The following is a 15,146-nucleotide window of genomic DNA, read 5'->3' as shown; positions in this document are numbered from 1 at the left end:
GTCCTCAGCGTGCCGCCGCTGTCAGGTGCCCGGCAGGTGCCGGGACGTCAGCTGTCGCAAGCTTTCCGCCAGCGAATGTCCGCCGGTACTCGCTCGGCGAGGTGCCGAGGATCCGCTGGAAGTGCATCCGCAGGTTCGCGCCGGTGCCGACACCGGTCCGCGCGGCGATCTGGTCGACACCCAGGACGGTACGTTCGAGCAGCTCCCGGGCCAGGTCCACCCGCGCCCGCAGCACCCACTGCATCGGCGTGTACCCGGTGTCCTCGACGAAGCGCCGCCCGAACGTCCGCGCCGACACCCCCGCGTGCCGGGCCAGCCCGTCCACCGTGAGCGGCGTCTCGAGATGCCGCAGCGCCCACTCCCGGGTCGCCGCGAACACGTCGCCGAGCGGCTCGGGCAGGCTGCGCGGCACGTACTGGGACTGGCCGCCGCTGCGGTACGGCGCGGCCACCAGCACCCGGGCGATCGTGTTCGACGCGCGCACCCCGTGGTCACGCCGGACGATGTGCAGGCACAGGTCGATCCCGGCGGCCACCCCGGCCGACGTCAGCACCTGGCCCTCGTCGACGAAGAGCACCTCGCCGTCGACCCGTACCTTCGGGTACTCCCGGGCCAGCACCGGGGCCATCTGCCAGTGCGTGGTGGCCCGCCGGCCGTCGAGCACCCCGGCCGCGGCCAGCGCGAACGCCCCGGTGCAGATGGCCACCATCCGGGTGCCGCGGAAGGCGGCCGCCCGCAGCGCGTCGAGCACCCGGCCGTCGATCGGGCCGGTCGGGTTCCGGAAGCCGCACACGATGACCGTGCCGGCGTCGTCGAACGCCTCCAGACCGGCCTCGACGGTGAAGCCGAGACCGTCCCGGCCGGGCACCGCGCCGGGCTGGGCCGCGCACGGCACGGGCCGGTAGCCCAGGCCGTGCCGCGGCGCGAAGACCTGCGCGGGGATGCCGACGTCGAGGGGCGCGGCCCCGGGCAGAACCAGCATGGCGACCTTGTGTTCCGGCATGCCACCCACTGTGCCGGGCGCAGCGCGTACCCCGGAAGTGGCTGTAACGGCGGTAACCGCAAGGATCCCGCCAAGGACCCCTTCCGTCCGGAATGCCGAGAGCGCTCCCGCGGTCCGAAAGTCGACCACTAGAATCATCGGCCCGGCGGCTCGGCGGTTGTACCTTGTCTCCAGCCGGTGACGCGGAAAGGACGGCTGGCCATGAGGGACCACAGCAACCGTTCGGCCGGGCGGCCGACCCTGGAGGAGGTCGCGGCGCGAGCCGGCGTCGGCCGGGGTACCGTCTCCCGGGTGGTGAACGGGTCGGCCCAGGTCAGCCCGAAAGCCCGCAAACTCGTCCAGGACGCCATCGAGGACCTGGGCTACGTGCCGAACCGCGCGGCCCGCGCGCTCGTCACCCAGCGCACCGACTCGATCGCCCTGGTCGTCTTCGAGTCGGGCGAGCGGTTCTTCGCCGAGCCGTTCTTCGGCCGGATCGTGCAGTCCGTCTCGTCCGTGCTGGTCGCCCGGAACCTGCAGATGGTCCTGATGATCGCGCAGGCCCCGGAGGAACGCCGCCAGCTCGAGGGCTACCTGACCCGCCAGCACGTCGACGGCGCGCTGCTGCTGTCGCTGCACGGCGACGATCCGCTGCCGGCGCTGCTCGAGGAGCGCGGCGTGCCGACGGTCCGAGTCGGTCGCCCGGTCCACCCGGAGCCGGTCAGTTTCGTCGACGCGGACAACCGGGGCGGTGCCCGGGCCGCGGTGTCCTACCTGCGCGAGCAGGGCCGCCGCTGCATCGCCACGATCACCGGCCCGATGGACATGGCCCCCGGCGTGGCCCGCTACCAGGGCTACCGCGACGTGGTCGGCGACGGCCCGGCCGCGGCCGGCGACTTCGGCGAGATCAGCGGCGCGATGGCGATGGAGTGGCTGCTCACCAACTATCCGCAGCTGGACGCGGTGTTCGCGGCATCGGACATGATGGCGGCCGGTGCGCTGCGGGTGCTGCGCCGCGCGGGCCGCCGGGTGCCGGAGGACGTCGCCGTGATCGGCTTCGACGACTCGGTGATCGCCCGGCACACCGATCCGCCGCTGACCAGCGTCTACCAGCCGGTCGAGCAGATGGGCCAGGAGACGGTCCGGCTGCTGCTGGCGAAACTGGACGGCGAGGAGCCGGTCGAGCGCGAGACCGTCATGCCCACCCGCCTGATCCTGCGTGGCAGCGCTTAACCCTTCTTCGGTACGGATACTCCAGCGCCCGTCCGCAGGCTACGAGCCGCGTCCCGTGACGGTCTCGCGCGGGGCGGCGGCCGGGTCCGGGCCCCGGCGCGCCGTCCGGCCGGCGGTGGGGAAAAGCGGCCCGCGCAGAGCCCGCCCTCCCTGGGGGCTCCCCCGCAGACAGTGTGACGGGGAGAGGCGTGCGGGTGGTGGGGGTCTGTGGACGGCTGCGAACGGTGGAAACCGTTCTCCCGGGCGGTAGTGGCTCTGCCGGGGGTTTAACCGGGACCACCCGCGGACGTCGCCCCGGAGGGCTTCGCGTTCTGGGCGCGCCGGCGCCCTGCGGAGCCCGCAGGGGTCCCGGCGGGAGCGGCGATCTGAACCCCGGCGGACGCACGACGTCGGTTTTGTGATCTTGATTTTGACGCTCGCCTGGGAAAACCCCCCTGCGGTTGACACAGCGACCGGCGTGGGCGAATGTTCCGGCATGCACGATGTATGGCCGGCGCCGGGTGCCCTCCTGGTCTCGCGGTACCGCCTCGTCACGTTGCTCGAGACGGGCGGCATGGCGCAGGTCTGGCGGGCCACCGACGAGCTGCTCGACCGTCCGGTGGCGGTCAAACTCCCGGCCGGTGACGTCCGGGCCGCGCACCTCGCGTGGCGGGAGGCCCGGCTCGCGGCGCGGCTCTCGCACCCGGGGATCGCGGCCGTGCACGACTACCGTGAGGCGGTGCGGCCGGACGGTTCGGTCGTGCCGTTCGTGGTGATGGAGCTGCTCTCCGGCGAGACCGTGGCGGCCCGGCTCTGCGACGGCCCGGTGCCGTGGCCGGCCGCCGCCGCCGTCGGCGCCGCGGTGGCCGGAGCGCTCGCCGCCGCGCACGCCGCCGGGGTGGTGCACCGCGACATCAAGCCGGGCAACGTGATGCTCTGCAAGGGCGGCGTGAAGCTGCTCGACTTCGGGATCAGCGCCACCGCCGGCGAACCGGACGACGACGACACCGGCGCCACGTTCGGCACACCGGCCTACGCCGCGCCGGAACGCCTGGACGGCGAGCCCGCCGAGCCGGCCACCGACCTGTACGGGCTGGGCGTGCTGCTCTTCGAGATGGTCGCCGGGGAGCCGCCCTACAGCGTGGACACCTGGGAGGAGCTGGCGATCGCCCGGCAGTCCGGCCCGACGCCGCTGCCCGGTGGCCTGCCCACCCCGCTCGTCGACCTGATCCAGCGTTGCCTGCTCGACGACCCGGAACGCCGGCCGTCCGCGGCCGAGGCGTGGAAGGTGCTCGCCGAGCTGGCACCGTCCGAGGACAACAAGGCGCCGACCGTGCCGCTGCCCGGCGCCCGTCCCACCGGGCACGCCCGGGTGCCGGCCGAGACGCCGGCGGTGCGGAACAGCCGCGGCCGCAAGATCGCGGTGGGGGCGGCGCTGGGCGCGACCGCTGTCGCGTTCCTGGCCCTGGTGCACGTGGTGTCGCAGGCCGACGACGACCTGGCCGGGCAGCCCCAGCCGCCGGTCGTGCCGTCGGTGGCGCCGTCGGTCGTGCCGTCGGTCGTGCCGTCCGTCGCGCCGCCCTCGCCGAGCCCGTCGGCGTCGGCGAAGGCGACGGTGGAGCGGACGACCGCCCCGCTGACCGTCGACGTCGCGCTGGGCCGGGTGCAGGACGCCGTGGAGAAGGGGGAGCAGTCCGGTGACATCCGGCCGGACGTCGCCCAGGACTTCCGCAACATCCTCGGCCAGCTCGCCGTCTCCGACGATCCGGACGTGCCGGGCGAGGTCGACCTGCTCCGCAAGAAGGTCCGGCAGCGCCTCGGCGAGGGCGGGCTGACCGCCGGTCAGGCCGCCGTCCTCCAGGAGCGCCTGACCGATCTGGGGCAGGCAGGCGCGTAGGAAGGGTCAGGTCGGCGCGCAGAAAACGCTAACAACCGCCCCTCCCGGGCCGATCGCTGCAAGGACGGATGTGACTCGGGTGCGGTAGGGGGTGGGGCATGCGCTGGCGTGATCCGGTGCTGGCCCCGTTGGTCCTGTCGGCCCTGGTCGTCATCGGTGGCTACGCCCTCGATCTGGGTACCACCCGGGAGAAACTGCTGCTCTGCTGGGTCGTCGCGCCGCTCACCGACCTGGCGCTGTTCGCGCTGTCCCGGCAGGTGTGGCGCACGCTCGCGCTGAGCCCGGCGAGCCGGCGGTTCTGGCGGGTGATGGGCCTCGCCGGGCTGGTCTTCGCGGCCGGTGACGTCACCCAGCTGGGCTACGTGCTGTCCGAGCCGGGCCGCGACACGTTCGTCTTGCACCCCGCGCAGCAGTTGCTCGGCGTGGTCGGCGTGCTGATGGTCGTCGGTGTCGCCCTGGTCCACCCCAGTCAGGTGTGGTCGAGGGGCAGCCGGATCCGGGTCACACTGGACGCCGCGACGGTGAACACCGCGGCCGGCGTGGTGGTCTGGGCCCTGCTGACCCGCACCTCGATGGGCGACGCCGGCGCGGCCGGTTACGTCTCCGCGCTGTTCGGCTGCGGCGTGGTGCTCTGCGGCGGCCTCCTGACCGTGAAGGTCGGCCTGAGCGGGTCGAGCCCGATCGCCATGCCGGCCGCCGTCCCGATCGTCGCCTCCACCGCGGTGCAGGCGATCGGCAACGTACTGCTGCCCACCGCCAGCGTCGGCGGGGTGATCGTCCCGTCGTTGCTGGTGCTCGGCCCGTGCCTGCTGATGGTCGCGGCGCCGCGGCTGCAGCTGCTGGAGGCGCGGGCCGGGCGGGGCGAGACGGCCCGCCGGGAGGCCGTATCCGGGCGGCGGTACAGCCCGCTGCCCTACCTGGGCACGGTGGTCTGCGCCGGCACTCTGGTGATCACCCTGCTCACCCAGGGACTCGGGCTGTCGGCCTGGGGCGCGCTGGCCGGGCTGCTGATCAACGTGGCGCTGGTGGTGGCCCGGCAGCTGCTCGCGCTGGCCGAGAACAACACCCTGCTCGATCAGCTCGACGAGAGCCTGGCCGAGATCCGGCGCCGGGAGCGCCGGCAGGAGGCGCTGCTGCGGCACGCGTCCGACATCACCGCGATCGTACGGACCGACGGCATCGTGAAGTACCTGAACCCGGCCGTCGAACGGATCATCGGGGGCACCCTCGACGAGTACGTCGGCCGGCAGATGCTCGACATGATCCACCCGGACGACGCGGACCGGGTCGCCGCCGAGATGGCCGGGGTCTACGCCACCCCGGGCGCCAAGGTGGCCTTCGAGATGCGGGTGCAGCACGAGGACGACAGCTGGCGCTGGCTCTCCGTGGTCGGGGTGAACCTGGTCGCCGAGCGCGGGATCAGCGGCGTGGTGATCAACGCCCGGGACATGACCGAGGAGCGCGAGCTGCGTGAACGGCTGCGGTTCCAGGCCGGTCACGACGCGCTGACCGGGCTGGCGAACCGCCGGTTGTTCACCGACCGGATCGGCGAGTCCGGCGCCGGCGAGGTGGCGGTGCTGCTCGTCGACCTGAACGGGTTCAAACAGATCAACGACACGTACGGGCACGCCACCGGCGACGCGGTGCTGCGGCACGTGGCCGCGCAGCTGCTGGCCAGCGGCGGGCCGGACGACCTGGCGGCGCGGCTGGGCGGCGACGAGTTCGCCGTGCTGGTCGGCGCCGGGCAGGACGAGGCGAACCGGATCGGCGCCCGGCTGCGCGCGGCGCTGGCCGTGCCGGTCGAGCTCGGCGGCCGGATGCTCACGGTGGGCACCAGCATCGGGGTGGCGTCCGGCCCGGCCGACCAGCCGGACAACCTGCTGCACGTCGCCGACCTGCGGATGTACGCCGACAAGCAACGGTCCCGGGAGCTCACCCGGTGACCGGGGAGCGGCACTGGCGCTACGCCGCGCTCAGCGGCGCCACCGCCCTGACCGGCGTGCTCTGGTACGTCTGGTGGTGCCTGGCCCCGACCGGCCCGGCCGCCCTGGCCTACCTGGTCATGCCGATCGCCGGCGCGATCGCCGTCCCCGCGGTGCACGCGTTGCGCCGCGACGTCGTGCTGCCCCGGGCCGGCCGCCGCTTCTGGCTGCTGCTCGAGGTCGCCACGGTGCTGCTCACCGCCGGGTACGCGGTCCTGGCCGTCGCGGCGTTCCGTTCGTCGCCGGCGCTGCCGTACCTGCCGCTGCCCAGCACCGTGCTGATCGGTCTCGGACTGCTGGCCGCGATGATCGGGGTCGGCGCCGTGCCGCTCGGCGTGACCAGCTGGGCCGAGCGGGGCCGGCAGTGGCTGGACCGGTCGATCGCGTTCCTCGGCTGCGCCGTGCTGCTCGGGCACTTCGGGTTGTACCCGATGTTCGCCGCGGAGCAGCGCTGGAGCACCGGGGTGCTCGCCGTGGTGCTGATGGCGTTCCTGTTCGCGGCCGGCGCGGTCACCAAGGTGTCGTACATCCCGGGCGGGCCGGTGGATCGCACCGCGGTCCGGCTGGTGGCCGGCACCGGGCTGGTCGCCGCGGCGTTCGCGCTGCTCGCCGTCGCCCGGCCGGAGGACGGCTCGATCCCGGCCCAGGCGGTGCTGCTGCCCCTGGTGCCGGTGCTGATCACGCTGGCCGCGCTGCGTCAGCGGCACGCGCCGGTCGCCCGTACGCTGCGGTCCGACTCGTGGTTGCCGTACCTGGCCATGCTGGCCGCCGACGTGCCGCTCGCGCAGGTGCTGTTCGGCGAGCCCCGGCTGGACACGATCGGCGAGGGCCGGCTGGTCATCGGCGGCGCCGCCCTGGTCAGCACGCTGGTGTCGGTCCGCCAGTGGGTGGTCAACCGGGACAACACCCGGCTGCTGCACGAGCGGGAGGCCTCCGAGGCCCGGCTGCAGTACGACGCCACCCACGACGCGCTGACCGGCCTCGGCAACCGGGTGCTGTTCCGCGAGCGCCTGGGCGCCGCGCTGGCCACCACCGGCGCCACCGTGCTGCTGGTCGACCTGGACGACTTCAACGCGGTGAACGACTCGCTCGGCCACGACGTCGGCGACGAGCTGCTGATCGCGTTCGCCGCGACGCTGCGGGTCGCGGCCGGCGCGGACGGCGAACCGGCCCGGCTGGCCGGTGACGAGTTCGCGGTGCTGGTCACCACGCCCGGCGTCGACGAGGCGGTGGCGCGGCGGATCATGACGGCGATCGCCGCACCGATCAGCGGGCACCGGCTGCTGGTGCACGCGAGCGCCGGCATCGCGTCGGCGCCGGCCGGCACCGCGGCCCGGAACCTGCTGCGCGACGCGGACGCCGCGATGTACACCGCGAAACAGCGCGGCAAGGCCAACTGGATCCGGTACGCCCCCGGCATGGAGAAGCCCGCCCAGGCGCACGCCCAGCTCGGCGGCGACCTGCGCCGGGCCCTGGACGCCGGCGAGTTCCGGCTGGTCTACCAGCCGCTGGTGGACCTGCGTGACGGCCGGGTGGTCGGCGTGGAGGCGCTGGTGCGCTGGGTGCACCCGGAACGCGGCACGGTGCCGCCGATCGAGTTCATCCCGGCCGCCGAACGGACCGGCCTGATCGTGCCGCTGGGCCGCTGGGTGCTGCGCGAGACGTGCCGGCAGGCCGCCGCGTGGCTCGCCGAGTTCGGCCCGGACGCGCTGCGCAAGGCCTCGCCGAACGTGTCGGTGCGCCAGCTGCACGACCCGGACTTCGTCGCCGACGTGCGGGCCGCGCTCGCCGACACCGGCCTGCCGGCGAACCGGCTGGTGCTGGAGCTGACCGAGTCCGCCGTGCTGCGCGGCCACCAGGTGCTCAAGGTGCTGCACGAGGTGCACGACATGGGGGTGCGGCTGGCCCTCGACGACTTCGGCACCGGCGAGTCGTCGCTCAGCCTGCTGCGCGCGTTCCCGGCCGCGATCGTCAAGCTGGACAAGTCGTTCGTCGACAACATCGAGGTCGACGAGCCGGGCAGCGCGGCGGCCGGTGCCCGGCAGGCGGTGGCCCGGGCGGTCGTCCAGCTCGCCGACGCGCTGGGCCTGGACACGGTCGCCGAGGGCATCGAGAACCAGGAGCAGGCGGACCGGCTGCTCAGGCTCGGCTACACCGTCGGGCAGGGCTATCACCTGGGCCGTCCGGTCAGCGCCGAGGACTTCACCGCGCTGCTCGCCGCGCAGGCCCGGCACCCGTCCACCGTCATGACGGTGGACAAGGATCTGCCCGCGGCCGCCTGACAAGATCAAAATCCGGACCCCGATAGGGTACGGACAATGGACACGGCGGACGACGGCACCTCTACGGCACACTCCCTCGCCACCTGGCTGGAGCGGCTGACCTTCGCCGACCTGACAGCGGACGAGGCCACCGCCCGGATCCTCGCCGCGATCGAGGAGTGGGCCACCTGGCAGCAGTGGCGGGTCTACCGCCGCGCGCCCAGCGTCGTCCCGCTGCCGCCGCCGTTGCGCGGCAACTCGGTGCTCGACGTGGCCTGCGCCCGGCCCGGCGGCGCCGCCCCGGTCGCGGTCGAGGTGGACCGGCTGGACCGGCAGCGCACCGTCGACAAGCTGCTCGCCGAGGCCGCCGCCGGCCGGGTGGCGATCTGGGTGCGCTGGGGCATCGGCCCGTTCGTGCCGCCGCCGCTGCCGGTGCACCTGGTGACCGTCCAGGCAGCCCGCCGGTCGGGTCGCTGGTCTACCGTGTCCGAACGACCTGCCCCGGAGCACTCCGGGTCCGCGCCCGTCGTCACCGAAGCCGAGGAGCTGCCGTGGGAACCGTGACCGAGAGCCCGTCCCGCCTGGCCTGGCGGGTCACCGAGCCGCTGCACGCCTGTGTCTACCTGGTGCCGGAGGGCCCGGCGGCCTACGCCCGGCTCGGGCTGCACCCGATGGGCGGCTACTTCGCCGCTCGCGCCGCCGCCCTCGGCCCGGCGGGCGCGGCGCTGGTGGCCGCCACGTTCTACAACTTCAACCCGGCCGTGATCGCCAAGACCCTCCCGGCCGCGTGGGACACGGTGACCCCGGAGCAGATGGTGGCCACCCGCCTGGCGGTCGCGGACGCCGCGCTGACCCGGGCGCTGGGCGTCGCGACGCTGGCCGGCCCGGAGGTGGCCGAGGCGGCCGAGCTGGCCCGGACGGCGGCGCTGCACGCGGCCACCATGCCGCACGGCCGGCCGCTGTTCGCCGCGCACGCCGAGCTGCCCTGGCCGGACGCACCGCACCTGGTGCTCTTCCACGCGCACATGCTGCTGCGCGAGTTCCGCGGCGACGGGCACATCGCGGCGCTGCTGACCGCCGGGATCAGCGGCCTGGAGTCGATCGTCCTGAAGGGGGCCGCCGACCAGGTCACCGGCCGGTTCCTGCTGGCCTCCCGGGGCTGGAGGCCGGAGCAGTGGGCGGCCGCCGCCGACGGGCTGCGCGAGCGCGGGCTGCTGGCCGGCGACGAGCTCTCCGACGAGGGCCGCCGGCTCGGCGCCGAGCTGGAGGCGACCACCGACCGGTTGGCCGAGCCCGCCTACGCCACTCTGGGTGACGCGGGGTGCCTTCGGCTGGCCGAGCTGACCCGGCCGTTGAGCCGGGTCGTCGTCAAGGCCGGCCTGCTGGACCCGGCCGGTCTGACATCTTCCACCGGTGATCGTTCGCACCCCGCATGATGCCCAAAACGCTTGTCGCTCGGTAGCAAACGGGTCACGCTTGGTCACGTGATCCGACAGCCGCAGCAGCACCCCGCGTCGTGGTGGGACCAGTTCCAGCAGGTCTCCGACAGATTCGACCTGGGCTCTCTGACCGAGAGCCTGGGCGACGAGATCGTTGCCAAGATCCCGTCGCCGCTGCTGCGCCGGGAGGCCGAGATCGCGCTGAACATCATGGTGCGGTTCCTGAACAAGCCGGCCAGCGAGGAGCTGTCGGTGCGGGCCGAGCAGGCGGTGGCCCGGCTGGCCGCCACCGTCGACCGGCTCGAGGAGCGGTCGAGCGACGGGTTCGAGCTGCGCGAGGCGCGGGCGCTGATCTACCTGCTGCAGGGCCGGACCGGCGACGCGGCGCACGCGGCCGAGCCGTTCCTGAAGCCCCAGGTGATCCTGCGGTCGTTCGTCGCGGCGCTGCGGCTGGAGCGGTTCGACACGAACCTCGCGGTCAAGCTGCTCTCCGCCGGGCAGGACCCGCGGCTGGCCCTGCACTCCGGCCAGGTGGTCGGCAAGTACTCGTGGTGGCCGAGCTGGCTGCTGAAGGTGGTCACCGAGCGGGCGATGGCCGGCGAGCTGGACGACGACACCATCACCGCGCTGGACCGGTGCGCCTACGCGGAGCTCAGCCCGGCGCAGGCCCGGCTGGCCCGCCGGCTGCTGGACGGCGAGGAGTCGCTGATCGACGCGTCGGCGGTGCGGCTGGCCGGGCTCGGCGAGGGGGACGCGGCGGCGAAGCTGCGCAAGGGCGACCTGACCACGGTCGCCCTCGCCGCCCGGCTCATGCCGATCTAGCTCAACTCCCGCCCTCGTTCAGGGTTACCGTCGCGGGCTGGAACGCGGTGCCGTTGACGTCGACGCCGGCGGTCTTGGCCTGCTCGATCGCCTGCTTGATGTAGTCGTTCGTGTAGGCCAGGCCCTCCGGCGCCTTCGTCAGCACGGTGTCACCGGTCTGGTTCTTGGTGGTCTGTGAGAGCTGCACGGTCTGGTTCCAGGCCGTCTCGTCGATCACGCCGATCCCGCCGGTGGCCGGCCAGACCAGCTTGTTGACCTCGTTCATCTGCCACAGCTGGTGGCTCTTGCCGAGCTTGGAACCCTTCGCGACGACCAGGTCACGGCACTTCTCCGCGTTGTCCCGGCAGAACGCCCAGCCCTTGATCGTGGCGGTCAGGAACTTCACCGTCTGCTGCTGGTAGGCCGGGTCGTTGAGCTTCTCGGTGTTCGCCCAGACCGCGTCCTGCAGCATCGACGAGCCCTCGGTCTTCCAATCGATGATCGAGAAGTCGTCGGCGGTGTACTGCTTGCCGGTCTTCGGGTTCTTCGCCTCCAGGAGCTGGGCGTACTCGTTGTAGCTCATCGCCTGGGCGGCGTCGATCTCCTTCTTCAGCAGCGCCTGCATGTCGAACTGCTGCTGCACCAGGGTGACGTCCTTGCCCGGGTCGATCCCGGCCTTGGTCATCCCGGCGAACAGCTCGAACTCGTTGCCGAAGCCCCAGTTGCCGACCTTCTTGCCCTTGAGGTCGGCGGCCTTGGTGATGCCGCTGTCCTTCCAGGCCACCTGGTAGGTGCCGGACCGGCCGAAGATCTGCCCGACGTCGGTGATCCCGGCGCCCTGCTCCCGGGACGCCAGGGCCTTCGGCACCCAGGCCACCGCGTAGTCGGCCCGGCCCTGGGCGAGCACGGTCTGCGGGACGATGTCCACGCCGCCCTCGAGCAGCTGCACGTCGAGGCCCTGCTCTTTGTAGAAGCCCTGGTCCACGGCGGCGATGTAGCCGGCGAACTGGGCCTGGAAGAACCACTGCAGCTGCAGTTTGATCGGGGTGAGCGCGCCGCTGGCGCCCGGTGCGGGGGTGCTGGCCGGGTCGGCGGTACCGCACCCGGCGAGCACCAGGGCGGAACTGGCGGCAATAGCGGTAAATATCCGAGTCAGTCGCAAAGTGTCCTCTTCCGGTTAGGTTACGAGGGGATCAGGCGATCAGCCGCTGACGCCACGGCATCGCCAGACGCTCCAACAGCAGCGTCACCAGATAGAAAGTCAGACCGAGCAGGCACGCGCCGGCCACGTAGGCCCAGGCCCGGGGGTACGCCGTGAACGCCGCCGCCGAGGTGATCCGCGAGCCCAGCCCGTCCTGCAGCCCGCCGAAGTACTCGGCGACCACCGCGGCGATCACCGCGAGCGACGAGGCCTGGCGCAGGCCGGTGAACAGGTGCCCGAGGGCGCCGGGCAGCCGCACCTTGACCGCGAACGTCCAGCCGCTGGCCGCGTACGTGTGCATCAGCTCCTGATGCACCGGGTCCACCTCGCGCAGGCCGCGCAGCGTGTTCAGGAAGACCGGGAAGAAGACCACGATCGCGGTGACCAGCCGGCGGGGGACGCTGCTGGTCGACTCGAACATGTTGTTGAGGATCGGCGCGAGCGCGATGATCGGCAGCGCGTTGAGCACCGCGGCGAACGGCACCGACACCTCGCCGAGCAGCCGGAACCGGCTGGTGGCCAGCGCCGCGAGCACCGCGACCAGGGTGCCGCCGACCAGGCCGATCAGCGCGTTGGCGCCGCTGGCCAGGGCCGCGTCCCAGACGTTGCCGCGCTGCACGGTCAGCTCGTGCCAGATCGCCGACGGCGCGGGCAGGATGAACGGCGCGACCCGGCCGAGCGTGACGAACAGCTCCCAGCCGGCCAGGGCCAGGATGCCGAAGAGCAGGGGTGGTACCAGCGAGGGAAGGGCGCGTCTCATGCCACCGGAACCCCTCGCAGGGCCTGGCGGACCTCGGTGATCTTCTCGAAGAAGGCCGGGGACTGCCGGCCGGCGTCGTCCCGGGACGGCAGGTCGACCGCGATCGACGCGGTGATCCGGCCGGGCCGGGCCGACATCACCACCACCCGGTCGGAGAGGAACACCGCCTCGGAGATCGAGTGGGTGACGAAGACCGTGCTGGTCCCGGTGGTGGCGCAGATCGACAGCAGCTCGGACTGCAGGTGCTCCCGGGTCATCTCGTCGAGCGCGCCGAACGGCTCGTCCATCAGCAGCAGCGGCGGCTGCACGGCGAGGGCCCGGGCGATCGCCACCCGCTGCTGCATGCCGCCGGAGAGCTGGCCGGGGTAGTGCCCGGCGAAGTCGGCGAGCCCGACCAGCGCCAGCATCTGTTCGGCGCGGGTCCTGCGCTCGGCCCGGCCGATGCCGCGCAACTCCAGGGGGAGTTCCACGTTCTTGCGGACCGTGCGCCACTCGAAGAGGCCGGCCTGCTGGAAGGCGAGACCGTACGCCTGCTCGCGGCGGGCCTGCCCGGCCGGCTTGCCGGCCACCGTGACGGTGCCGGTGGTCGCCGGGATCAGGTCGGCGATCAGCCGGAGCAGGGTGCTCTTGCCGCAGCCGGACGGCCCGATCAGCGAGACGAACTCGCCGTCGCCGACGGTGAGATCGACGTCGGACAGCGCGAGGACCTCGTCGCTGCGGCCCTGGTTGAAGATTTTCACGACGTTGTCGATGACCACGGCACTCACAGAGTCACCACTTCCACGTGGCGGCGGTGCCGCATCAGCGGTACCTCCAGCAGACTGACGGCGCCCGCGACGACCAGCCCGAGCAGCGCCGCTCCGAGCATGGCCGTGTAGACCTTGGCGGGATCCGAGGTGGCCTCCCGGGAGTACTCGATGATCAGGCGGCCGATCCCGCCCCGGGTGCCGGTGGAGATCTCGCCGACCACCGCGCCGACCACGGCCGCCGCGCCGGCCAGCCGCAGCGCCGGGAAGAGGTAGGGCAGCGCCGCCGGGAAGCGGAGCTTCACCAGCGTGCGCCACCACCCCGCGGCATAACTGCGCATCAGCTCGGCGCCGCTGGCGGACGGCGACTGCAAGCCACGCAGCATCCCGACCGCGACCGGGAAGAAGGCCAGGTACGCCGCGATCACCGCGACGGTCGCCCAGGCCGGCATCAGCGTGCCGCCCCAACCGGCCACCAGCGGCGCGAGCGCCACCAGTGGCACGGTCTGGGACAGGATCACGTACGGAAGAAGCCCGCGCTCGACGATCCGGAACCGCTGCATGGCCATCGCCAGCAGCAGCCCGACCAGGGTGCCGGCCAGGAACCCGGCCGCGGTGATCCCGAGCGTGAACAGGCAGGCGCGCAGCACCACCTGCCACACCGGGTCACCGCCGGCCAGCTCGGGCCGGCCCAGGCGTTGCAGGACGGTCCACAGGTGCGGCATGGAGAGGTCGTCGGCGCGGGGCAGCACCCGTACGCCGAACAGCACCGTCCCCTCCGGGTCGCCGACCGCCTTGTAGCCCTCCCAGAGCAGCGCCAGGGTGACGATGCCGGCCAGGATCGCGAGCGCGCGCCTCACGAGAACGCCGGGATGATGTGCTCGCCGTAGGCGGCGAGGGTCTCGGCCTTGTTGTCGTGCTGCAGGTAGACGGCGAACTGGTCCACGCCGAGCGCCTTGAGCTGTTCGAGGCGTTTGACGTGGTTCTCCACCGGGCCCAGGACGCAGAACCGGTCCACGATCTCGTCCGGCACGAACGTGGTGTGGCTGTTGCCGGCCCGTCCGTGCTCGGCGTAGTCGTAGCTCTGCCGCGCCTTGATGTAGTCGGTCAGCGCCTGCGGCACCGCGCCGCTCTCGCCGTACCGGGCCACGATGTCGGCCACGTGGTTGCCGACCATCCCGCCGAACCAGCGGGTCTGCTCCCGGGCGTGCGCCAGGTCGTCACCGACGTAGGCCGGCGCCGCCACGCAGAACGTGATCGACTCCGGGTCGCGCCCGGCCTTCTTCGCGGCCTGCCGCACCGCCGTGATCATCCATTCCGCGATGTCCGGGTCGGCGAGCTGCAGGATGTAACCGTCACCGACCTCGCCGGTCAGGGCCAGAGCCTTGGGACCGTACGCCGCGACCCACACCTCGAGGCTGCTCTCCGCGGCCCAGGCGAACTGGATCTCGTTGCCCCGGACGGTCACCTTCTCCCCGTTGCCCAGGCCCTTGATCACCTGGACGCTCTCCCGGAGCTGGCCGAGGGTCTGCGGCGTGAGGCCGAGGACCCGCAGCGCCGAGTCGCCCCGGCCGATGCCGCAGACGGTCCGGTTGCCGTACATCTCGTTGAGCGTGGCGAAGGCCGAGGCGGTGACCGTCCAGTCCCGGGTGCCCGGGTTGGTCACCATCGGCCCCACCACGATCCGGTCGGTCGCGCCGAGGATCGCCGAGTAGACCACGTACGGCTCCTGCCAGAGCACGTGCGAGTCGAACGTCCAGAAGTGGCTGAAGCCGGCCGCCTCGGCCTTCTTCGCCCAGTCGACGAGGGCGAGCGCGGGTGGGTCGTTCTGCATCACCACACCGATGTCCATGTGCGCCCTCCGT

General features: G+C 72.9%; 13 protein-coding genes. 7 read left to right on the top strand and 6 right to left on the bottom strand.

Annotated features, from left to right (window positions below; all coding sequences use genetic code 11):
• Nucleotides 1–4 precede the first annotated feature (4 nt).
• Nucleotides 5–1,003, bottom strand: a complete 999-nt coding sequence (locus ADL15_RS25855; protein WP_067696390.1) for a GlxA family transcriptional regulator — start codon at nt 1,001–1,003, stop codon at nt 5–7.
• Nucleotides 1,004–1,204: 201 nt separating this feature from the next.
• On the opposite strand from ADL15_RS25855, the gene ADL15_RS25850 reads away from it, so the two are divergent.
• The 7 genes from ADL15_RS25850 to ADL15_RS25820 all read left to right on the top strand — a co-directional run bounded on the left by ADL15_RS25850 (nt 1,205) and on the right by ADL15_RS25820 (nt 10,595).
• On the top strand, nt 1,205–2,215 hold the full coding sequence (locus ADL15_RS25850; protein WP_067696387.1) for a LacI family DNA-binding transcriptional regulator: 1,011 nt from the start codon (nt 1,205–1,207) through the stop codon (nt 2,213–2,215).
• 475 nt (nt 2,216–2,690) lie between these two features.
• Nucleotides 2,691–4,091 carry a serine/threonine-protein kinase gene (locus ADL15_RS25845; RefSeq protein WP_067696384.1) on the top strand — a complete coding sequence of 467 codons (1,401 nt, stop codon included), beginning with the start codon at nt 2,691–2,693 and terminating at the stop codon, nt 4,089–4,091.
• A gap of 98 nt (nt 4,092–4,189) precedes the next feature.
• Nucleotides 4,190–6,034: a sensor domain-containing diguanylate cyclase gene (locus ADL15_RS25840; protein ID WP_067696381.1), complete on the top strand. Its 1,845-nt coding sequence runs from the start codon at nt 4,190–4,192 to the stop codon at nt 6,032–6,034.
• Nucleotides 6,031–8,355: a putative bifunctional diguanylate cyclase/phosphodiesterase gene (locus tag ADL15_RS25835; RefSeq protein ID WP_067696378.1), complete on the top strand. Its 2,325-nt coding sequence runs from the start codon at nt 6,031–6,033 to the stop codon at nt 8,353–8,355. The genes ADL15_RS25840 and ADL15_RS25835 overlap by 4 nt, the downstream gene beginning before the upstream one ends.
• A 36-nt stretch (nt 8,356–8,391) precedes the next feature.
• A complete protein-coding gene (locus ADL15_RS25830) occupies nt 8,392–8,898 on the top strand; it encodes a hypothetical protein (RefSeq protein WP_067696375.1) in 507 nt (168 codons plus the stop codon).
• Nucleotides 8,886–9,770, top strand: a complete 885-nt coding sequence (locus tag ADL15_RS25825; RefSeq protein ID WP_083971733.1) for an SCO6745 family protein — start codon at nt 8,886–8,888, stop codon at nt 9,768–9,770. The genes ADL15_RS25830 and ADL15_RS25825 overlap by 13 nt, the downstream gene beginning before the upstream one ends.
• Before the next feature lie 48 nt (nt 9,771–9,818).
• The gene (locus ADL15_RS25820; RefSeq protein ID WP_067696560.1) at nt 9,819–10,595 is read left to right on the top strand and encodes a hypothetical protein; all 777 of its coding nucleotides are present in this window, start codon (nt 9,819–9,821) and stop codon (nt 10,593–10,595) included.
• 1 nt (nt 10,596) lies between these two features.
• On the opposite strand, the gene ADL15_RS25815 is transcribed toward ADL15_RS25820, so the two are convergent.
• Genes ADL15_RS25815 through ADL15_RS25795 form a run of 5 tightly spaced genes read right to left on the bottom strand, consistent with a single transcriptional unit; the run spans nt 10,597 to nt 15,133 of the window.
• Entirely contained in the window at nt 10,597–11,736 is a 1,140-nt protein-coding gene (locus ADL15_RS25815) for an ABC transporter substrate-binding protein (RefSeq protein WP_067696372.1), read from the bottom strand.
• Nucleotides 11,737–11,767: 31 nt separating this feature from the next.
• Nucleotides 11,768–12,535 carry an ABC transporter permease gene (locus tag ADL15_RS25810; protein WP_067696369.1) on the bottom strand — a complete coding sequence of 256 codons (768 nt, stop codon included), beginning with the start codon at nt 12,533–12,535 and terminating at the stop codon, nt 11,768–11,770.
• Nucleotides 12,532–13,302 carry an ABC transporter ATP-binding protein gene (locus tag ADL15_RS25805; RefSeq protein ID WP_067696366.1) on the bottom strand — a complete coding sequence of 257 codons (771 nt, stop codon included), beginning with the start codon at nt 13,300–13,302 and terminating at the stop codon, nt 12,532–12,534. Before ADL15_RS25805 ends, ADL15_RS25810 begins: the two co-directional genes overlap by 4 nt.
• On the bottom strand, nt 13,299–14,141 hold the full coding sequence (locus ADL15_RS25800) for an ABC transporter permease (RefSeq protein WP_067696363.1): 843 nt from the start codon (nt 14,139–14,141) through the stop codon (nt 13,299–13,301). Before ADL15_RS25800 ends, ADL15_RS25805 begins: the two co-directional genes overlap by 4 nt.
• Nucleotides 14,138–15,133 (bottom strand): TIGR03842 family LLM class F420-dependent oxidoreductase, encoded by a 996-nt coding sequence (locus tag ADL15_RS25795; RefSeq protein ID WP_067696360.1) that lies wholly within the window; start codon nt 15,131–15,133, stop codon nt 14,138–14,140. The genes ADL15_RS25800 and ADL15_RS25795 overlap by 4 nt, the downstream gene beginning before the upstream one ends.
• Between the last annotated feature and the right edge of the window lie 13 nt (nt 15,134–15,146).

The organism is Actinoplanes awajinensis subsp. mycoplanecinus (genome assembly GCF_001509495.1).
Classification (GTDB): Bacteria; Actinomycetota; Actinomycetes; order Mycobacteriales; family Micromonosporaceae; genus Actinoplanes; species Actinoplanes palleronii.
Note: the sequence above shows the minus strand (reverse complement) of the source record. Positions and strands in the feature narration are given on the sequence as shown.